Here is a 19,235-nt window from a genome sequence, read left to right as displayed (position 1 = left end):
TCACGCGTGGTCCCGGAACCACCCGGTCACCTGGGGACGGGTGTTCTGGTAGATGTGCTTGACCTCCTGGTACTCGGCGAGGCCGGTCGGGCCCAGCTCGCGCCCGGTGCCCGACTGCCCGTAGCCACCCCACTCGGCCTGTGGCAGGTAGGGATGGAAGTCGTTGATCCAGATGGTGCCGTGCCGCAGCCGGCCGGCGACCCGCTGGGCCCGGCCGGCGTCCTGGGTCCACACGGCGCCGGCAAGCCCGTACTCGGTGTCGTTGGCGGTGGCGACCGCCTCGTCCTCGTCGGCGAAGGTCTCGACGGTGACCACCGGGCCGAAGCCCTCCTCGCGGACCACGGACATGCCGCGACGGACGCCGTCGAGCACGGTGGGCAGGTAGTAGTAGCCGGCGGCGAGGTCGCCCTCGCCCCAGGTGCCCCCGCAGCGCACACGGGCGCCCTCGGCCACGCCGCGCTCGACGTAGGCGGTGACCTTGTCGCGGTGCTCGGCGGAGATGAGCGGCCCGGTCTCGGCGTCGGGGTCGAACGGCCCGCCGAGCCGGATGTGCTGCGCGCGGCGCACGAGCTCGTCGACGAACCGCTCCGCGATCTCGTCCTGCACGAGGAGACGGGCACCGGCCGAGCAGACCTGGCCCGAGTGCACGAACGCCGCGTTGAGGGCGTTGTCGACGGCGGCGTCGAAGTCGGCGTCGGCGAAGACCACGTTCGGGTTCTTCCCGCCGAGCTCGAGGGCGACGCGCTTGACCGTCGGCGCGGCCGCGGCGGCGATCGTGCGGCCCGTGTGCACCCCGCCGGTGAAGGAGACCATGTCGACCGATGCGTGGCTGGACAGCGGGGCACCGGCGGTGGCCCCGGGGCCGAGGACCAGGTTCGCGACCCCCGCGGGCAGGCCGAGCTCCTCGAGGACCTGCATCATGAGGATCGCGGTGTGCGGCGTGAGCTCGCTGGGCTTGAGCACGATCGCGTTGCCGGCCGCGAGCGCGGGCGCGATCTTCCAGGCCGCCTGCAGCAGCGGGTAGTTCCAGGGGGTGATGAGCCCGCAGACTCCGACCGGCTCGTGGACCACGCGGGAGACGACGTCCGGGTCGCCGGCGTCCACGACCCGCCCGGCCTGCTCGGCGGCGACCTTCCCGTAGTAGGTGAAGCAGGCGGCGATGTCGTCCATGTCGATCTCGGACTCGACGAGCCGCTTGCCGGTGTCGAGGGACTCGGCACGGGCGAACTCGGCCTTGCGCTCGCGCAGCCGGGCCGCCACGCGCAGCAGGAAGTCGCCGCGCGCGGGGGCCGGCGTGTCACGCCAGGCCCCGTCGTCGAACGCGGTGCGGGCGGCCGCGACGGCGGCCTCGGTGTCCTCCGCACCGCCCTCGGCGACGACGCCGACGAGCTCACCGTCCGCCGGGCACCGGATCTCGCGCGTCTCGCCGCTGCGGGCGGGGACCCACCGGCCCCCGACGAACAGCGTGGCGCTGGGGGTCTCGCTCATCCGCTGTGCTCCTTGCTGCTCACGAAGTCCGTGCTCCAGTCTGCGGGTGCACCGGCACCGCTGGCCATGGCCGAGGTGCCCGGCAGCTCCCGCTGCAGGTGCAGGAACGCCAGGTGGCGCTCGTAGTGGTCGAGGATGTCGGTGATGATCTGGTCCTTGCTGTACCCGAGCAGGTCGTACCCGTGGCTGCCGGTCAGGTTGCAGACCTCGAGCCGGAAGTACCGGTCGTCGGTGCTCTGCGCGCGCGGCGCGTAGGTCGGCGTCGCGTGCTCGACGGGGTAGATCTGGTAGCGGAAGTCCCGCTCGTGCGGCAGGTGCACGGTCAGGCACAGCTGGCTGACGCCGACGCCGTCGACCGGGCCGTCGGTCAGCTCGACGTCCGCACCCTGGTCACGCAGCTCGTCCGCGACCTCGGTGGCCGCCGGCAGGGCCACGGTGTCCATGTAGCGCTGGGTCTGCTTCGGACCCGGGTAGCTCATGGCCCGGGCCAGCCGCTGCCGCCAGCCCCGCGGCGGCCCGTCGCCGGCGCGGCCGGACAGGGCCCCGGGCATCGCGACGCCCAGCGAGTCGGCCTGCGCGGCCTCGAACCGCAGCGACCGGTAGAGGCCGAACATGATCAGGTACATCACCACCGAGAACGGCAGGCCGATGATGATCGTGGCGTACTGCAGCGTGAAGATCCCGCCGGCCAGCAGCATCGCGAGCGTCAGCGCGCCGGTGGTGACCGACCAGAAGATCCGGATCGGGATGGCCCCGTCGCGGCGCGGGTCCTCGATGGTCGAGGAGAACGTCGACATCACCAGCGCCCCCGAGTCGGCGCTCGTGACGTAGAAGAGCAGACCGGTGAAGGTGGCCACGGCGATGAGCGGCGGCGCACCGGGGTACTGCTCGAGGAGCGAGTAGAAGGCCCGCTCCGGGGTGTTCATGGCGGTCTGCCCGAACTCGTCGTTGCCGCCCAGGACCCGCCGCAGGGCGCTGTTCCCGAAGACGGAGATCCACACGAGGATGAACAGGAACGGCACTGTGAGCGTGCCGGCGACGAACTGGCGGATGGTGCGGCCACGGGAGATGCGCGCCAGGAAGAGGCCGACGAACGGCGCCCAGGCGATCCACCACGCCCAGAAGAACAGCGTCCAGTCCATCATCCACTGGTCCGGGCGGTCGAAGCCGAAGGTGTTGAGGGTCATGTCGGCGAATCCGGACAGGTAGTCGCCGACGTTGAGCACGAGCGCGTCCATGAGGAACGCGGTCTGCCCGGTGATCGTGATGTAGACGAGGATGCCGATCGCGAGGAGCACGTTGAGCTCGGACATCCGGCGGATGCCCTTGTCGATCCCGGCGACGGCGGAGACGGTCGCCATGATGACGGCGAGGGCGATGAGGCCGATCTGCGCGCCGATCCCCTCGGGGACGCCGAACAGCAGGAGGAGGCCGTAGTTGAGCTGGACGACGCCGATGCCGAGCGAGGTCGCGATGCCGAAGATGGTGCCGAGCAGGGCCGCGGTGTCCACCGCGTCACCGGCGGCGCCGTGCACCCGGCGTCCGATGATCGGGTAGAGCGCCGAGCGGATCGAGAGCGGCATGTTGAACCGGTACGCGAAGTAGGCGAAGGCGATCCCCATCAGGGCGTACATCGCCCAGCCCGTGACGCCGTAGTGGAACAACGTCCACACGACGGCCTGCTCGGCGGCGGGGACCGTCTCGCCCGGCCCTGAGGGCGGTCCGTAGTACTGCGTCACCGGCTCGGCGACCGAGTAGAACATCAGGTCGATGCCGATCCCGGCGGCGAAGAGCATCGCGGTCCACGAGAAGAGGGAGTACTGCGGCTTGGAGTGGTTCGGTCCCAGCCGCGTGGTCCCGACCCGGCTCACGGCGATGAAGATGACGAAGACGATCACCGCGGTTGCGGTGAGGATGTAGTACCAGCCGAGGTTCTTCGAGATCCACGAGACGATCGCGACGATGGTCTCGTACGCCCGGGTGGGGGCGAGCATCGCCCACAGCGTGACGGCGACGATGCCGAGCGCGGCGGGGACGAAGACGCGGAGGTTGAGCTTGGCCTTCTCCGGTGCCCGGGTGGCGATGGAGGACGGCTCGGGCGGACCGTCGTGGGCCTCCGCGGTCGGTCCGGCAGGCGGTTCCTGGCTCATGGTCGCCCTTTCGAGATGGAGGTTCGGGCGTGGCCGCTCGCGCGGACGCCCGCCGATCTGGCGGAACCTTATCGACGGGTGAATCGGGGCTGCATGTTTCGTGAACCAGTTCACGATACGCCCGCGACGAGGGCTTTGTGACGGGCGTGGACCGGTGCCGTTGTGCGACTCTGGGGCGGTGCCCGACCACCCGCCCGCGCAGCGTCCGCCTGACGCCCGGGTCCACCGCCAGCCCGGTGACGGCTGGGTCGATTGCGGCTGCGGCGGACGGCACTGGGGTCTCAACGGGGCGGCCGGCCTCATGCTCTGGCGCGACGGCGGAGCCGGCCTGGAGGTGGTGCTGCAGCACCGGGCCCTGTGGTCCCACCACGGCGGCACCTGGGGGCTGCCCGGCGGCGCCATCACCGACGCCGAGGGGCCGCGAGCCGGCGCCGTGCGGGAGGCGGTCGAGGAGGCCGGTCTGGACGCCGGCGGGATCCGGGTGCGGGCCCAGCGCTCGCTCGTCCACCGCGACTGGAGCTACACGACGGTGCTCGCCGAGGCCGTCGGGCCCCAGGAGCCGAGCGTGAGCGACCCGGAGAGTCTCGACGTCGCGTGGGTGCCTCTCGCCGACCTGAAGAGCCGCGAGCTGCTCCCGGCGTTCGGCGACGCGCTCCCGGAGCTGCGGACGATGCTGCGGCGGCTCGTGCTCGTCGTCGACGCCGCGAACGTCGTCGGCTCCCGCCCCGACGGGTGGTGGACCGACCGTGCGGGCGCGACGACCGCGCTGCGGGACCACCTCGGGAGGATCGCGGACGCCGGGCTGGCGGGCTCCGACGTCGACCTCGCGGGTGACCGGTGGTACCCGGAGATGCTGCTGGTCACCGAGGGAGCCGCCCGAGGCGTCCCGGGCACCGATGCCGTGGCGGTCGTCGAGGCCGCGGGCAGCGGCGACGACGCGGTGGTCGCCGAGGTGCGCCGGCTCGTGGCCGACCCCGCGAACGACGTCGCGGTCACGTCGGCGGACCGTGGCCTGACCGAGCGGGTCCGCGCGCTCGGGGCACGCACCCTCGGTCCGCGGCTGGTCCGGCACTGAGGTCCGGCACCGAGATCCGGCACCGAGTCGGCACCGAGTCGGCACCGAGGCCACGCGGCGTGCGGTCTCGACGTGCGCTCCCGGCCGGCCGCGCCACCTAGGCTTGGGGCCATGACCGACCACCGCACCGCCTGGGCCTTCGGGCTGGCCACCGTGACCTCCGCCGGCGAGACGCTCGACACCTGGTACCCCTCCCCCGCGCTGGGCGCCCCGCCCGCCGACGCCGAGCCGCCCACCGAGCTCGCCGCCCTCACCGGGCAGGACGAGGACCGCGGCGTCAGCACCGAGGTGGTCCGCACCGAGATCGATCTCGATGCCGCACCGGCGTCCGCCGCCGACGCGTACCTGCGCCTCCACCTCCTCTCGCACCGCCTGGCGCAGCCGAACACGCTCGACCTCGACGGGATCTTCGGGACGCTGACCACCGCGGTGTGGACGTCGGCGGGTCCCTGCGCCGTCGAGGGGTTCGAGCTCGTCCGGGCACGGCTGCGGGCGCGGCACGGCACGGTCACCGTGCACGGCATCGACAAGTTCCCGCGCATGGTCGACTACGTGACGCCCACCGGTGTCCGGATCGGTGACGCGGACCGCGTCCGGCTCGGCGCGCACCTCGCACCGGGAACGGTGGTCATGCACGAGGGCTTCGTGAACTACAACGCCGGCACCCTCGGCACGTCGATGGTCGAGGGGCGCATCTCGCAGGGAGTCGTCGTGCACGACGGTGCCGACATCGGCGGCGGTGCCTCGATCATGGGCACGCTCTCCGGCGGGGGGAAGGACCGCGTCGTGGTGGGCCCGCGCTCGCTGCTCGGGGCGAACGCCGGCCTGGGCATCTCGCTCGGCGCGGACTGCGTGGTCGAGGCCGGGCTGTACCTGACCGCCGGCACCAAGGTCTCGGTCATGGCCGGTGCCGGGATCCGCCCGGCGGACGGTCGCCTCGACGCCCCGCCGGTGGTCTCCGCACGTGAGCTCTCCGGCGTCGACAACCTCCTCTTCCGGCGCAACTCCGTCTCCGGTGCGGTCGAGGCGCTGCCGCGCAGCGGCACGGGTGTGGAGCTCAACGCCGCGTTGCATGTCTAGGTCCACCCGTCCCCGCAGCTGCCTCGGCCGGCTGCTGGTCGTCGTCCTCGGCTTCGGGCTGCTCGTCACCGCCGTCGTGGTGGCGCTGCGGCTCGCCGACGGCTCGGCCCCTGCCTCGAACGCGTGCCTCGCGCCGATCGAGGGCGACGACATGGTCCTGGATGCCGAGCAGGCGGACAACGCCGCCCTCATGAGCGCGGTCGCGCTGCACCGCGAGCTGCCGGCCCGGTCGGTGACCATCGCCGTCGCCACCGCGATGCAGGAGTCCCAGCTGCGCAACATCGACTACGGCGACCGGGACTCGGTCGGCCTGTTCCAGCAGCGCCCCTCGCAGGGATGGGGCACGGTGGAGCAGATCATGGATCCGGTCTACTCGACCAACGCGTTCTACGACGTGCTCGTCACGATCGAGAGCTGGGAGGACGCGGAGGTCACCGACGCCGCGCAGGACGTCCAGCGCTCGGCGTTCCCCGAGGCCTACGCCCAGCACGAGAACCGCGGCCGCGCGTTCGCCTCGGCGCTGACGGGCTACTCCGAGGCGGCCCTGGTGTGCGAGCTCGAACCCGCCGAGGCGTCCGCCGACGCCGTCACCGCGGTCCGTGACCGGCTCGCCCGGGACTTCGTGGAGGTCGCCGTCCAGGAGCGGGCCGGTCACCTCCTGGTCGACGCGACCTCGCTGCCGCCCGGGCTCGAGCCGGCACCGGCGCGCCGCGGCTGGGCCGTCGCGCAGTGGGCGGTCGCGACGGCGGGGGTCACCGGGGCGAGCGTCGTCGTCACCGACGGGCAGGCCTGGACCCGCGGCGCCGCCGAGGCTGCGTGGCGACCGCTCGCCGAGGCCGAGCTCCCGTCCGCCGTCGCCGAGGCCGCCGCGGCCGCCGCCCCCGGCACGGTCGTCATCGCCTGACTCCGCGGCTCGGGCTAGGCCATCCCCTGCTCCCAGGCCGTGCGCTGCACGGCACGGGCGGTCGCCCGGATGAGGTGGCCGTACGGGGTCTCCGCGGACCCCTCGGGGACGATGATCGACACCGCCCCCAGGGGGCGGCCGAGCTGGTCGAGGACGGGCGCGCCGATCGCCATCGACGGCGCCGTCTGGCGATCGGTGAGGGCGTACCCGGTCGAGCGGGTCCGGGCCAGCTCGCGCCGCACGAGGGCGGAGCACTGACGTCCGTCGGGCACGGCGCGCTCCAGCCCGGCCAGGTAGTCCTCCTGGAACCCGTGCGTCCCGTGCGCCAGGATCGCGACCCCGACGGCGGTGACGTGCAGCGGGTACCGCGACCCGAGCCGGGGCCGCTCCTGGCCGCCGCCCCGCGGACGCAGCGACTCGACGAAGGTCACCTCCTCGCCCTCCTGGACGCCGAGGTGGACGGGCAGGCCGGTGGTCGCGTACAGGTCCTGCATGAACGGCAGCGCGACCCGCTGGATGCCGTACGCCTTGGGCGTCAGGAGCCCGAACTTCCACACGTCGACCCCGATGCACAGGCTGTCCTGCTCGTCGCGCTCGAGCATGCCAAGCGCGAGCAGCTCGGAGACCATCCGGTGCGTCGTCGACAGCGGTAGGCCGGAGCGCCGGCTCAGGTCCGACAGGCTGAGCCGGGTGTGCTCGTAGTCGAAGGAGGACAGCAGCCGGTGCACGCGCTCCAGGGACGAGCGCCGGCCGTGCGGCTCGGACCGGGCGGCATGGTGGCTGCGGCCCGCGGCCGTCACGCTCATGCCGTGACCCCCTGCCCGTACACCGACTCGTGCCACGGGATGAGGAACCGCTTCAGCGCGAACACGCAGAAGTACAGCACCAGACCCAGCGCGGAGAGCATCACCACCACCCCGAACAGCCCGGGCGCGTCCAGCTGGTTGAGCGTGCTCACCACCATGTACCCGAGCCCCTCGCTACCGCCGAGGTACTCCCCCACGATCGTGCCGATCAGCGCGAAGATGATCCCCGACTCCATGCCGGCGAGCAGGTACGGCATGATGCTGCGGACCTCGAGGTTGGTGAACGTCTGCCACTTCGAGGCGTTCAGGGACTTCATGACGTCCCGGTGCCCCGGGTCGAGGGACTTCACCCCGAGCAGCACGTTGAGCATGATCGGGAAGAACGCCAGCATCGCGGAGATCACGATCTTCGAGGTCATGCCGAACCCGAACCAGATGACCAGCAGCGGGATGAACGCGACCTTCGGCACCACCTGGAGGGCCACGATGATCGGCCGAAGCGAGACCTCCAGCCAGAACACCTTGCCCAGCGTCACCCCGATCACCACCCCGGCGAGCACGGCGAGGGCGAAGCCCAGGACCGTCTCGGTGGCGGTGATCCCCGCCTGCTGCCACGTCACGGGGTCCCGCATGAGCTCCACGAGCCGTGCGCCGATCATCGACGGCGGCGGCAGGATCAGCGTGGAGATGCCGAGCCGCGCCACGGCGACCTCCCACACACCGCACAGCACGAGCACGAGGACCGGGGTCGCGACCCACGGCAGGATCCGCTGCAGCTTCTCGCGGCGCATCACATCTCTCCTTCCAGCGCGTGCCGCAGGTGCCGGACGATCGCGCCGAACTCCGCCGTCGTCTGGACGTCGATGTCGCGCGGCCGGGCGAAGGACACCTCGGAGATGTCCTCGATCCGTCCCGGCCGGGGCGTCAGCTGCACCACCCGGTCACCGAGGAAGACCGCCTCGGAGATGTCGTGCGTGACGAAGACGACCGTGGCCTCGGTGGCGAGCGCGATGCGCTGCAGCTCCAGGTTCATCCTCTCCCGGGTGAGGGCGTCGAGCGCACCGAACGGCTCGTCCATCAGCAGCAGCTCCGGGTCGCAGCTGAGTGCCCGGGCGATCGCGACGCGCTGCCGCATCCCGCCGGAGAGCTCCCGCGGGTAGGAGCCGCCGAAGCCGCCCAGCCCGACCAGCTCGGCGAGCTCGGTCGCCCGCCGGCGCCGCTCGCTCTTGCCGACACCGCGCAGCTTCAGCGGCAGCGCGATGTTGTCGACGACGTCGAACCACGGGAAGAGGTTCGGGTCCTGGAAGACCACCCCCAGCTGCCGGATGACGCTGGTCTCGACGGCCGGCCCGTTCCACAGCTGCTTGCCGCCCACCACCACGTTCCCGGACGACGGCGGCACGAGCCCCGCCATGATCCGCAGCAGCGTCGTCTTGCCGCACCCGGACCGACCGATCAGCGAGACCAGCTCGCCGGACCGGACCTGCAGGTCGATGTCCTGCAGGGCGTGCGTCGTGGCCTTCCGGGTCGTGAAGTCCTTCGAGACACGCTCGATCGCGATCTTCACCGGGCTGTGGGCCATGGACCGCCCGCCCTTGCCCCGGGAGACCTCGGCCGCTGTCTCCGTCACCGGGCTCACCTCCGTCATTGCTCGAGCAACGAGTTGTCCACCCATGACTCCGGGTCCTCGGCGCCGGAGATGAAGCCGGCCTCCTCGAGCTCCGCCACCGCCTCGACCCACAGGTCCGTGTCGGTGACGAGCAGCTCGTCCGCGTTCCCGTCGTCGGTCCACAGCGCGACACCCTCGTCCAGCGCGCGAGGTGCGACCTCGTCGTCGTCGAGCGTCGCGAAGCTGTACTCCCCGCGCAGCGTCTCGATGGTCCGGGACCGGTCGCTGTCCTCGACGATCGAGGTGACCGCCTCCCGGATGGCCGCGAGGTAGCTGCGCAGGTCGTCTCCGTGCTGCTCGATCGCCTCCTCGGTGGTGACGTAGATCTGTGTGTCCGCCTTCACCGCCGCGATGTCCGCCGGGTTGAGGATCGCGCCACCCTCCTGGGTGCTCTCGACCATGAGCGCGATGTCGATGCTGCCCATGTACCCGTCCAGCTGGCCGCGGCGCACCATCTCGAAGGACGCCGGCGTCTGCGCCACCACCTGGCGGGTGACCTGCTCGGGGTCGATGCCCGAGTTCTGGAGCATGAGCATGAGCGTCTTCTCGCTGGTGCCGCCCTCCGACGGAACCCCGATGGTCTTGCCGACGAAGTCCTCCGGCGCCGCCAGCGGCCGGTCCTGGGAGTAGATGATCCGGATCGACGGGCGGCGCACGATCGTCCCGACGTTGACCAGGGGCTGGTCCTGCTCGGTGCGCGCCGTCATGAGGTCGATCGCGCCCACGCGGGTCAGCGGCGCCACGCCCGAGAGCAGCGTCTGCAACGCCTGCGGCGAGCCGCGCACCACCTGCACCTCGGTGTTGAGCCCGTGGTCGGCGAAGTACCCGCCGGCCAGGCCGAGCATCTCGGGCGACATGGACAGCGTGTCGAGCGTGAGATAGCTGAGGAAGGTGAAGTCGGTGCCCTCGCCGTCGCCGCCGGCCGCGGCCTGGCCCTGACCGCTCCCGGGCTCGGCGCACGCGCCCAGCAGGCCACCGCCGGCGGCCGCCGCCAGGAGCAGGCCGGACCCTCTGAGGAAGCCGGCGCGCGAGAGGTTCGCACCGGGTGGGGACCAGAGTTCGTTGACCATGCCGAAGCTCCTTCGCTGCGAGTGGTACCCGTGGATGCTCGCACCACGGCTCCCCAGCGTGCCAGGAGGTCTCCCGCTGAGCGGAAGGACGCGCGGGAACCCGCTGGCCACCCGGCCGTCAGCGGACGTTCGCCCGCACCCGGTCCGCCAGCGCCGTGAGGTCGACGGCGGAGACGTCCCCGCCGTCGGCGAGGTCGACGGCGTGGGCGGCGCCGGCGCCCATGGCCGCGCACGGGCCCATCACGCGGACCGAGGACAGGGCGGCCGGCTCGCCGTCGACGCACCGGCCCGCGGCCACGAGGTTGCGCGCACCCACCGGGATCATGCTGCGCAGCGGCACGTAGTGCAGGTGCCCGGGGTCGAAGACCTCCCAGCGGTGCCTCTCCGGCCGGTCGTGCAGCTCGATCGGCCACGCGGTCCGGGCGACCGCGTCCTCGAACCGGGTCCCGGCGGCGACGTCCTCGTCCGTGAGGGTGTGCAGCCCCGATATCCACCGGGTCTGCCGACGGCCCAGGACACCGTACGCCAGCACACGGGAGTCGCCGAAGGCGTCCGGGAAGACCTCGCGCAGGAACTGCGCGACCCGGTCGGCCTGGTCCCGGCCGTCCGTCTGGGCACGGGAGGAGGCGAGCGTGCCGAGCGGGGTGACCACGTGCGTCATGTTGATCACGGCCCGCCCGGTGCCGGGGAAGACGAACGGGATGCCCTCCCGGCGCACCACGCCGTACTCCTCGCCGTGCCGCCGCAGCGCCTCGGAGACCTCCGCCTTGGACGGCACGGCGTCCTCGACGACGCCGCCGAGGCGGAACTGCTGCGAGCCGTAGATCGGCCCGTCCGGGACGTGGCAGGGCAGGTCCGCGAGCCAGGTCAGCGAGGCGTCCCCGCTGGCGTCGACGTAGGCGCCGGCCCGGACGGTCAGCCGGCCGTGCCGGGAGACGAGGTGCACGCGCGCCACGCGCCCGTCCTCGGAGTCGACGGCGTCCACGGCGGAGCCGAGCGCCAGCGTGACGTCGCGGTCGGCGAGCTGCCGCTCCATCCACCGGCCGACGGCGACCTCGTCGTACTGCACGCACAGGGTCTCCCCGTACCGCCAGGACAGGGCGCCGGACGGCTCGAGGTCGGCGAACAGGTCCTCGTACACCGTGCGGGTCAGCAGCGGATAGTCCGGGCCGGTGCCGTAGACCCCGCAGAACAGCCCGATGAGTGAGTTGACGCACTGGCCGCCCACGACCGGCATGGCGTCGACGAGCACGACCGACCGGCCGAGGTCCGCCAGCGTGGTCGCCGCGGCGAAGCCCGCGATCCCCGCACCGACGACGCACACGTCCGCCTGGATCTCCTCCGGCTGCTCGGCGGTGCGGACCGCCGTCCTGGTCCCCGGCCCGCTCACGGAGCCACCCTCGACCCGTCGACCGTCGGTGTGCCGTAGCGGCGCTGGTAGCCCGCCGCGAAGGTGGCCAGCCAGCCGCGGCCGGTCCCGCCGTCGTCGGGCGGTACGACGGCGGCCGCCCTCGCGGCGAGCTCGGCCTGCGGCACGAGGAGGTCCACGGTGCCGGCCTCGACGTCGACGGCGATCTCGTCGCCGTCGGTCACGAGCGCCAGCGGCGCCGTCCCGACGCCCTCCGGGGTGACCTCGCCGACGACGATGCCGGTGTTGACCAGCCCGGAGAACTGCCCGTCGGTGACCAGCGCCACCCGTCCGGCCAGGCCGGCGCCGTCGAGGGCGAAGGCGACGTTGGAGGCCATGCCCATGCCCGGGGTGCCGACCGGGCCGTACCCGCGCAGCACGAGCACCGAGCCGGCCTCGACACCTCCGGCGGCGATCGCCTCGAGCGCCTCAGGGGCCGAGGTGAAGACCTGGGCCGGACCGCGGAAGGTCAGCGGCCGATCCTCGGTGACCGAGAGCTTCACGATGGCGTGGCCGGGCGCGAGGCTGCCACGCAGCAGACGGATCGTGGCCCGCGTCCCCCGCGGCCGGTCGCGGCTGCCGATGGCGCCGCCCGGGTCCGGTTCGCGGCCGGGCAGCACGTCCCGCCAGGTGCCGCCGACCACGAGCGGCGCGTCACGGTCGAGGAGGTCCTCGAGCGCCGCGAGGACCGCGAGCGTGCCGCCCGCGGCCACGAAGTCCTCGATCGAGGACGGACCGTTGGGCCGGACGGCCGTGAGCGGCCGCACGATGTCGGCGGAGCGGCGGAACTCCTCGACGACGTCGACGTCCGCGCCGCACTCGCGCGCGACGGCGTCGAGGTGCTTGACGGCGTTGATCGAGCCGCTGACCGCCTGGACCGCGCGGACTGCGTTGCGGAACGCGGCCGGGGTCATGACGCGGCGGGGCGTGCGGCCCTGGGCGACGGCGTCGAGGATCACGGCGCCGGACCGTTCGACGGCGGCGTGCATCGACGCCGAGCCCGCGGCGACCGGTGCGTGGCCCGGGACGGTCATCCCGAGGGCCTCGGCGGCCAGGTGCATGGTGTTGGCGGTACCCATGCCGGTGCACACGCCGGGGCCGGTGATGGCGCGGTCGCTCATGGCGCACAGCTCGTCCGCGGAGATGCGCCCCCGGGCCAGGTGCCCCGCTCGCAGGAAGACCTCCTCGATGTCGACGGCGGCGCCGTCGGGCATGACGCCGCAGCTCTGGAACCCGCAGGAGACGATCAGCGTGGGCACGTCGGTGCGCGCGGCGGCCATGAGCTGGCCGGGGGTGGTCTTGTCGCAGGACGCGAGGCAGACCATGCCGTCGAGCAGGGCGCCGTCGACGACGGCCTCGATGTCGTGCGCGATGAGGTCACGGGAGCCGAGCACGAAGCCGCCCTCGCGGCCCGCGCTCATGATGAAGTCGGTCGGCGCGACGGTGCGGATCTCGAAACCGACGCCACCGGCGGCCGTGATGGAGGCGACGGCCCGGTCGGCGATGTCGTCCAGGTGGGAGAAGCACGGCGAGAGCTTCGAGGAGGAGTTGACGACCGCGATCTTCGGCTTGTCCAGGTCGGCGTCCCGCAGGCCGAGCTGGCGCCACTGCGTCCGTCGCGTGTACCAGCGCGGCGACGTACGCGGCAGGACGCTGCGCAGCTGGGACTCGGTCACACGTGCCTCCGTCGTCGTCCGGGCCCGGGCACGGTCGCCGGGATGCTCGTCACGCTGCCGCGCCGCGCCGTCCGGCCACAAGGACTCCTTCCGATGAGTGGAAACCGGCGGCCGGGCCGGCCCGGGCCGTTGTTACGGTCAGCCGCCCGAGCAGCGAGGAGAGGGATGCGCATGTCCGACGCCGTCGTCCGTGAACCGGCCCGGGAGACCCCCGTGGTCGGCGAGTTCGACGTCGTGGTCGTCGGGGGCGGGCCGGCCGGGCTCATGGCCGCCGCGGCGGCGGCCCGGAACGGCGCCAGCGTGGCGCTGCTGGAGAAGAACGGCTACCTCGGCGGTGCGGGCACGGCGGGCGGGCTGAGCACCTTCTGCGGGCTGCACGCCTACGTGGAGGACCACCACGTGCAGGCGGTGCGCGGCCTGGCGCAGGAGCTGGTCGACCGGATCGACCAGCTGGACGGGCTGCGCGCGCCGCACTACTCGCTGCGCGGCATGGTGCTCGCGCAGGCCTACGACATCCCGGCCTACCGCCGCGCGGCGGACGAGCTGCTGCTCGGTGCCGGCGTGCACCTGGTGTTCCACGCGCGGGTCAGCGCCGCGCACCTGCTCGACGGGTCCGTGGACGCGGTCATGCTGGAGACCAAGGAGGGCCGCCTCGCGGTGCGCGGCCGTGTCTTCGTGGACGCCAGCGGCGACGGGGACCTCATGTACTGGGCCGGCGTGCGGCACGAGCACCCGGGGACCACCGGGATGCTGTTCCCGTCGATGATGTTCCGCATCAACGGTGTGGACGTCGAGGAGGCCGGCGAGGCGTGGCGGACGCTACCCGCCCTCATGAAGGAGGAGGCGGCCCGAGGGCGGCGCTTCCCGCGGCTCGGTGCGATCATCCGGCCGCAACGCCACCCGATGGAGTGGCGGGCCAACACCACCCAGCTGCGACGGCCGGACGGCTCGGCGCTCGACGGCACCCGGGTGGCCGACCTGACGGCGGGTGAGATCGACGGTCGTGCGCAGACCTTCGAGGTGTTCTCCTTCATCAAGGAGTCCCACCCGGGGTTCCAGGACTCCTACGTGGTGGACATCGGCCCGGAGGTCGGGATCCGCGAGACGCGGCGGATGATCGGTCGGTACGTGCTCACGGAGGAGGACATCCTCGGGCGCGCCACCTTCCCCGACGCCGTCGGTGTCAACGGCTGGCCGGTCGAGGAGCACGTCGAGGGCAACGTCGCCATCCGGTTCCCGGACCACCCGAGCACCCGGGCCAACGAGCTGCCGGCGCGCATGCTGGTGCAGGACCAGGTACCGAACCTGCTGGTCGCGGGCCGGTGCGCGTCCATGAGCCACGGCGGGCAGTCCGCGGCCCGGGTCTCCGGTCCGGCGTTCGCCATGGGGCAGGCCGCCGGCACCATCGCCGCGCTCGCCGTGCACCAGCAGGTGGCGTGCGCCGACGTCGACGCCGCGGACGTGCAGACCCGGTTGCGGGACGACGGTGCCCTGCTAACCCTCGAGGACGTCGCGAGATCGGAGGCGGTGACGCATGTACTTGACGGCTGAGCAACGTGCGATGGCGGACGGCGAGCAGGGCGAGGCCGTCGCGGCCGCCATGCAGATCCTGGTCGAGTACGGCGACATCATGGGCGCCGAGGACATGGTGGAGATCGCCAGCGCCGCCGGGGCCAACATCTACGGCCCGCGCCACTCGGCACCGCTGGGCTCGGACGACCCCGAGCGGCTGTTCGGGCGGTTCTCGCTGCGCACCGACGGTGCGCCGACGGCGCCCGCGGCGAAGGTGCACGCCTGCCAGCTCATCGGCCCGATCGACCGCGAGGCGGCCGGCGACGTCCAGGGGATGCCGCAGTCCGCCGTCGACCGCGTCGAGGCCAGCCAGTCCTACCTGGCCGGGCTCGGCGTCAGCCTGCTCAACACCTGCACCCCCTACCAGGTCGGGTTCCTCCCGGAGTTCGGTGACCACTGCGCGTGGATGGAGTCCTCCGCGGTCGTCTTCATCAACTCGGTGATCGGTGCGCGCACGAACACCGAGGGCCGGGAGTCGGCCGCGGCCTCGATGCTCACCGGGCTCACGCCGAACGCCGGGCTGCACCTGGACGGCAACCGGAAGGCGGAGGTCCGGGTCCGGGTGGAGGCCCCCGTCGAGGACACCTTCGCGTGGAACGTGCTGGGGTACTGGATCGGCTCGGTGATCGACGACGCCGTCCCCGTCCTGGACGGCATCACCGCCACGCCCGACCTGGTCCAGCTCAAGCAGCTCGGGGCCGCGGCCGCCAGCTCCGGGGACGTCGAGCTGTTCCACATCCCCGGAGTCACCGCCGAGTGCCGGTCGGTCGAGGAGGTCCTGAGGCCCGGGGCCCGCGAGGTCGTGTTCGGGCCGGCCGAGCTCGCCGAGACCGTCGCGCGGCTCAACGTCACCCGGCGGGGCGACGAGGTGGACTTCGTCATGATCGGCTGCCCGCACGCCAGCTACGGCCAGCTCCAGGAGGTCGCGGCGCTGCTGGAGGGCCGGACCGTCAGCCCGGACGTCGCGCTGTGGATCTTCACCCCCAGCGCGCTGCGGGACCGTGCCCGTGAGGAGGGGCTCATGGCGAGCATCGAGGCCTCCGGGGCGCGCGTCCTGTCCGACACCTGCCCGGCCATCGCGCAGTTCCTGCCGCCGGGGACCCGGCGCTTCGCCACCGACTCCGCGAAGCAGGGACACTACCTGCCCGCCATCATGGGGGTGGAGGGCGCGTTCGCCCCGACCGCGGACTGCGTCCGCGCCGCGATCGACGGGAGGCTGCCATGACCGTGAGCCACGACCCGGCGTTGAGCCTCGCCGGACGCACCCTGGTGGCCGGCGCCGCGCGCGGGCCCGCCCTGGTCTGCACCGCGCCGATCCCCGGCTGGGGCGGGATCGACCCGAAGACGGGCACGGTCACCGAGATCACCCACCCGGAACGAGGGGCCTCCTTCGCCGGACGCGTGCTCGTGATCCCCGGCGCCAAGGGGTCCTCGGGCTGGTCCGGGCAGTTCCACCTGTCCCGCGTCATCGGCACGGCTCCGATCGCCGTCGTGACGCAGAAGGTCAACTCGAAGCTCGCCGTCGGACTGGTGGCGCTGGAGGTGCCCGCCGTCCAGGTGGACGACCTCGCGCCCTTCCGCGCCCGTCCCGTCGCGGAGGTCGAGCTCCCCGGCGACGGGACGGTCCGGATCAGCTACGCCTGAGCCGGCCGAGACGGCTCAGCGCTGGTCGAGGGGCACGTACTGACGCTCGGGCGCGCCGGTGTAGACCTGGCGCGGCCGGCCGATCTTCGTTGTCGGGTCGGCGATCATCTCGCGGTACTGCGCGATCCAGCCGGGCAGCCGGCCGAGCGCGAACAGCGGCGTGAACATCTGCGTGGGGAAGCCCATCGCCTTGTAGATGAGGCCGGTGTAGAAGTCGACGTTCGGGTAGAGCTTGCGCTCGATGAAGTAGTCGTCCTTGAGGGCGATCTCCTCCAGGCCCATGGCGATCTCGAGCAGCTCGTCGTTCTTGCCGAGCTTCGCCAGGACGTCGTGCGCGGCCTCCTTCACGATGGCGGCCCGCGGGTCGTAGTTCTTGTAGACCCGGTGGCCGAAGCCCATCAGCCGGACGCCGCCCTCCTTGTTCTTCACCTTGCGCATGAACTCGGACGCGTCGCCGCCGTCGGCCTGGATCTTGTTCAGCATCTCCAGGACGGCCTCGTTGGCACCCCCGTGCAGCGGGCCTGAGAGCGCGCCCACGCCCGCCGCCACGGAGGCGTAGACGTTGGCGTGCGCGGAGCCGACCATGCGCACGGTCGAGGTGGAGCAGTTCTGCTCGTGGTCGGCGTGCAGGATCAGCAGCATGTCGAGGGCCTTGACGACGGCCGGGTCGATGTCGTGCCGCTGGTACGGCAGACCGAAGGTCATCCGGATGAAGTCCTCGACGTACCCCTTCGAGGCGTCCGGGTACAGCAGCGGCAGCCCGGTGGCGCGCTTGGCGATGGCGGCGATCATCGTCGGCACCTTCGCCATGAGCAGCACGGTCGACAGCTCGCGCTGGTAGTCGTCGTGCGGGTCGAGCGTGTGCTGGTAGTAGGTGGCGAGCGCGGCGATGCCCGCCTGCAGGATCGCCATCGGGTGACCGTTGCTCGGGAAGGCCGTGAAGAAGGCCTTGAAGTCCTCGTGCAGGATCGTGTGGCGCTTGATCCGGCGCTCCACGGCCTCGAGCGTCTCGGCGTCGGGGAGCTCGCCGTAGATGAGCAGGTAGGCCGTCTCGAGGAAGTTGGACCCCTTGGCGAGCTGGTCGATGGGGTACCCGCGGTAGCGCAGGATCCCGGCCGCGCCGTCGATGTAGGTGATCGACGACGTCGTGGACGCCGTGTTCATGAAGCCCGTGTCCAGGGTGACCAGGCCCGTCTCCTTCAGCAGCGAGGAGATGTTGAGCCCGTCGTTCCCCTCGACGGCCGGCACGCGGTCGAACTGGAGGGTCTTGCCGTCCACCTCGAACGTGGCCGGGGCAGCCTTCTCGGCCGTCACCTGGCCGACCTCGGTCTGTGACATCTGTTCCTCCTCGATCGACGCTTCTGGCGCCTCGTCGCACGTGCGCGCCCGGGGGTACCGGGCCACGGTCCGGATACCAACATAAGCCATGGCGTGAGCAAACAAGAACCCAGCAGATCAGGGGTTCTGCCGCGCACGACGGCGTGACTCGCCTCCCGTCAGCGGCCGCCGGGGAGGAGCAGGGGGCCGCCCTCCGTCAGGCGGCGCACCGCCTCGGTGACGCGTTCGTCCGTGGCCGTGAGCGCGAGCCGCACCCGCCCCCGGCCGGCGGGGCCGTAGAAGTCGCCCGGGGCGACGAGGATGCCGCGCCCGGCGAGCGCGTCGACGACCTGCCACGAGTCACCTCCCGCGCCGTCCCGGCCGCTGGCGTCGTCGCCCGATCCGTCCGTGGCGCCGGCACCCAGCCACAGGTACAGGCCGGCGACCGACTCCGGGTCGTGCTCCAGACCGGCGGCGTCGACGGCGCCGAGGAGCGCTGTCCGGCGGGTGCGGTACCGCTCCTTCTGGGCGGCGACGTGCTCGTCGTCCTCGAGGACGGCGGCCATGGCGGCCTGCACCGGGGCGGGCATGATCATCCCGGCGTGCCGCCGCACCTCCGTGACGGGCCGGACGAGCGCGGGGTCCCCCGCGACCAGGGCCGCCCGGTAGCCGGCGAGGTTGGACTGCTTGGACAGCGAGTACAGCACCAGCAGCCCGCGGACGTCGCCGCCGGTCACCCGGGGGTCGAGCAGGCTGGGCACGCCGCCGGTGTCCCACGGCTCGCTCCAGCCGAGCTCGGCGTAGCACTCGTCGGCGACGACGACGGCGCCCCGGTCACGCGCCCACGCCACCACGGCCGCGAGCTGCTCCACGCCGAGGACGTGCCCGTCCGGGTTGCCGGGCGAGTTCAGCCAGACCAGCCGCACGTCCTGCTCGGGCCAGGTCGCGGGGTCCGGGTCCACGGCCACGGGCGTGGCGCCGGCCAGGCGTGCTCCGACGTCGTAGGTGGGGTAGGCGGTCCGCGGGTGCAGCACCGCGTCCCCGGCGCCGAGCCCCAGCAGCGCGGGCAGGAGCGCGACCATCTCCTTCGACCCGATCGTCGGGAGCACGCCGTCGGGATCGAGATCCGGCACGCCGCGGCGACGCGCGAACCACTCCACGACCGCCCGGCGCAGCCGGGGCGTGCCGATGGTCTGGGGGTAGCCCGGGGCGTCGGCAGCGGCGATGAGGGCCTCGCGCGCGACGTCGGGCGTGGGGTCCACCGGAGTGCCGACCGACAGGTCGACGATCCCGCCCGGGTGCGCGGCGGCACGGGCCTTCGCTGGTGCGAGCGAGTCCCAGGGGAAGTCGGGCAGCGCCGCTCCGTGGAGCGGCAC

General features: G+C 72.7%; 16 protein-coding genes. 6 read left to right on the top strand and 10 right to left on the bottom strand.

Annotation, left to right across the window (positions count from 1 at the left end):
* Together ACFQQL_RS07770 and betT are read right to left on the bottom strand one after the other, a co-directional pair.
* Window positions 1-1,488 carry an aldehyde dehydrogenase family protein gene (locus tag ACFQQL_RS07770; RefSeq protein WP_382392931.1) on the bottom strand — a complete coding sequence of 496 codons (1,488 nt, stop codon included), beginning with the start codon at window positions 1,486-1,488 and terminating at the stop codon, window positions 1-3.
* Complete coding sequence (betT, locus tag ACFQQL_RS07765; protein ID WP_382392929.1) at window positions 1,485-3,638, bottom strand: choline BCCT transporter BetT; 2,154 nt, start codon at window positions 3,636-3,638, stop codon at window positions 1,485-1,487. Before betT ends, ACFQQL_RS07770 begins: the two co-directional genes overlap by 4 nt.
* A 178-nt stretch (window positions 3,639-3,816) precedes the next feature.
* Between betT and ACFQQL_RS07760 the strand changes: the two genes are divergently transcribed.
* From ACFQQL_RS07760 to ACFQQL_RS07750, 3 genes are all read left to right on the top strand, one after another.
* On the top strand, window positions 3,817-4,713 hold the full coding sequence (locus tag ACFQQL_RS07760) for an NUDIX domain-containing protein (protein ID WP_382392927.1): 897 nt from the start codon (window positions 3,817-3,819) through the stop codon (window positions 4,711-4,713).
* Between the two features lie 111 nt (window positions 4,714-4,824).
* Window positions 4,825-5,793, top strand: a complete 969-nt coding sequence (gene dapD, locus ACFQQL_RS07755) for a 2,3,4,5-tetrahydropyridine-2,6-dicarboxylate N-succinyltransferase (RefSeq protein WP_382392925.1) — start codon at window positions 4,825-4,827, stop codon at window positions 5,791-5,793.
* Complete coding sequence (locus tag ACFQQL_RS07750; RefSeq protein WP_382392923.1) at window positions 5,786-6,697, top strand: hypothetical protein; 912 nt, start codon at window positions 5,786-5,788, stop codon at window positions 6,695-6,697. The genes dapD and ACFQQL_RS07750 overlap by 8 nt, the downstream gene beginning before the upstream one ends.
* 14 nt (window positions 6,698-6,711) lie before the next feature.
* On the opposite strand, the gene ACFQQL_RS07745 is transcribed toward ACFQQL_RS07750, so the two are convergent.
* The 6 genes from ACFQQL_RS07745 to ACFQQL_RS07720 form a co-directional block, all read right to left on the bottom strand.
* The gene (locus tag ACFQQL_RS07745) at window positions 6,712-7,503 is read right to left on the bottom strand and encodes an IclR family transcriptional regulator (protein ID WP_382392921.1); all 792 of its coding nucleotides are present in this window, start codon (window positions 7,501-7,503) and stop codon (window positions 6,712-6,714) included.
* The gene (locus ACFQQL_RS07740; protein ID WP_382392919.1) at window positions 7,500-8,294 is read right to left on the bottom strand and encodes an ABC transporter permease; all 795 of its coding nucleotides are present in this window, start codon (window positions 8,292-8,294) and stop codon (window positions 7,500-7,502) included. The genes ACFQQL_RS07745 and ACFQQL_RS07740 overlap by 4 nt, the downstream gene beginning before the upstream one ends.
* Window positions 8,294-9,133 carry an ABC transporter ATP-binding protein gene (locus ACFQQL_RS07735; RefSeq protein ID WP_382392917.1) on the bottom strand — a complete coding sequence of 280 codons (840 nt, stop codon included), beginning with the start codon at window positions 9,131-9,133 and terminating at the stop codon, window positions 8,294-8,296. Before ACFQQL_RS07735 ends, ACFQQL_RS07740 begins: the two co-directional genes overlap by 1 nt.
* A 14-nt stretch (window positions 9,134-9,147) precedes the next feature.
* Entirely contained in the window at window positions 9,148-10,242 is a 1,095-nt protein-coding gene (locus tag ACFQQL_RS07730) for an ABC transporter substrate-binding protein (RefSeq protein ID WP_382392915.1), read from the bottom strand.
* A gap of 118 nt (window positions 10,243-10,360) precedes the next feature.
* Window positions 10,361-11,632, bottom strand: a complete 1,272-nt coding sequence (locus ACFQQL_RS07725; protein WP_382392913.1) for an FAD-dependent oxidoreductase — start codon at window positions 11,630-11,632, stop codon at window positions 10,361-10,363.
* On the bottom strand, window positions 11,629-13,326 hold the full coding sequence (locus ACFQQL_RS07720) for a dihydroxy-acid dehydratase domain-containing protein (RefSeq protein ID WP_382392911.1): 1,698 nt from the start codon (window positions 13,324-13,326) through the stop codon (window positions 11,629-11,631). The genes ACFQQL_RS07725 and ACFQQL_RS07720 overlap by 4 nt, the downstream gene beginning before the upstream one ends.
* 165 nt (window positions 13,327-13,491) lie before the next feature.
* Between ACFQQL_RS07720 and ACFQQL_RS07715 the strand changes: the two genes are divergently transcribed.
* Genes ACFQQL_RS07715 through ACFQQL_RS07705 form a run of 3 tightly spaced genes read left to right on the top strand, consistent with a single transcriptional unit; the run spans window position 13,492 to window position 16,542 of the window.
* Window positions 13,492-14,877, top strand: a complete 1,386-nt coding sequence (locus ACFQQL_RS07715) for an FAD-dependent oxidoreductase (RefSeq protein WP_382392909.1) — start codon at window positions 13,492-13,494, stop codon at window positions 14,875-14,877.
* On the top strand, window positions 14,861-16,123 hold the full coding sequence (locus tag ACFQQL_RS07710; protein ID WP_382392907.1) for an aconitase X: 1,263 nt from the start codon (window positions 14,861-14,863) through the stop codon (window positions 16,121-16,123). Before ACFQQL_RS07715 ends, ACFQQL_RS07710 begins: the two co-directional genes overlap by 17 nt.
* A complete protein-coding gene (locus ACFQQL_RS07705; RefSeq protein ID WP_382392905.1) occupies window positions 16,120-16,542 on the top strand; it encodes an aconitase X swivel domain-containing protein in 423 nt (140 codons plus the stop codon). The genes ACFQQL_RS07710 and ACFQQL_RS07705 overlap by 4 nt, the downstream gene beginning before the upstream one ends.
* Window positions 16,543-16,557: 15 nt before the next feature.
* Here the strand turns inward: ACFQQL_RS07705 and ACFQQL_RS07700 are convergent, their stop codons facing one another.
* Together ACFQQL_RS07700 and dapC are read right to left on the bottom strand one after the other, a co-directional pair.
* Window positions 16,558-17,880 carry a citrate synthase gene (locus tag ACFQQL_RS07700; RefSeq protein WP_382392903.1) on the bottom strand — a complete coding sequence of 441 codons (1,323 nt, stop codon included), beginning with the start codon at window positions 17,878-17,880 and terminating at the stop codon, window positions 16,558-16,560.
* Window positions 17,881-18,038: 158 nt separating this feature from the next.
* The gene (dapC, locus tag ACFQQL_RS07695; protein WP_382392901.1) at window positions 18,039-19,235 is read right to left on the bottom strand and encodes a succinyldiaminopimelate transaminase; all 1,197 of its coding nucleotides are present in this window, start codon (window positions 19,233-19,235) and stop codon (window positions 18,039-18,041) included.

The organism is Georgenia alba (genome assembly GCF_042665525.1).
Classification (GTDB): domain Bacteria; phylum Actinomycetota; class Actinomycetes; order Actinomycetales; family Actinomycetaceae; genus Allobogoriella; species Allobogoriella alba.
This window is presented reverse-complemented; position numbering and strand designations above follow the sequence as displayed.

Excerpts from the sequence above, each read along its gene's own strand:
- ACFQQL_RS07730 (WP_382392915.1), bottom strand. The coding sequence starts at position 10,242 with ATGGTCAACGAACTCTGGTCCCCACCCGGTGCGAACCTCTCGCGCGCC.
- ACFQQL_RS07715 (WP_382392909.1), top strand. The coding sequence starts at position 13,492 with ATGCGCATGTCCGACGCCGTCGTCCGTGAACCGGCCCGGGAGACCCCC.
- ACFQQL_RS07710 (WP_382392907.1), top strand. The coding sequence starts at position 14,861 with ATGTACTTGACGGCTGAGCAACGTGCGATGGCGGACGGCGAGCAGGGC.
- ACFQQL_RS07705 (WP_382392905.1), top strand. The coding sequence starts at position 16,120 with ATGACCGTGAGCCACGACCCGGCGTTGAGCCTCGCCGGACGCACCCTG.
- dapD (WP_382392925.1), top strand. The coding sequence starts at position 4,825 with ATGACCGACCACCGCACCGCCTGGGCCTTCGGGCTGGCCACCGTGACC.
- ACFQQL_RS07745 (WP_382392921.1), bottom strand. The coding sequence starts at position 7,503 with ATGAGCGTGACGGCCGCGGGCCGCAGCCACCATGCCGCCCGGTCCGAG.
- ACFQQL_RS07770 (WP_382392931.1), bottom strand. The coding sequence starts at position 1,488 with ATGAGCGAGACCCCCAGCGCCACGCTGTTCGTCGGGGGCCGGTGGGTC.
- betT (WP_382392929.1), bottom strand. The coding sequence starts at position 3,638 with ATGAGCCAGGAACCGCCTGCCGGACCGACCGCGGAGGCCCACGACGGT.
- ACFQQL_RS07750 (WP_382392923.1), top strand. The coding sequence starts at position 5,786 with ATGTCTAGGTCCACCCGTCCCCGCAGCTGCCTCGGCCGGCTGCTGGTC.
- ACFQQL_RS07740 (WP_382392919.1), bottom strand. The coding sequence starts at position 8,294 with ATGCGCCGCGAGAAGCTGCAGCGGATCCTGCCGTGGGTCGCGACCCCG.
- ACFQQL_RS07700 (WP_382392903.1), bottom strand. The coding sequence starts at position 17,880 with ATGTCACAGACCGAGGTCGGCCAGGTGACGGCCGAGAAGGCTGCCCCG.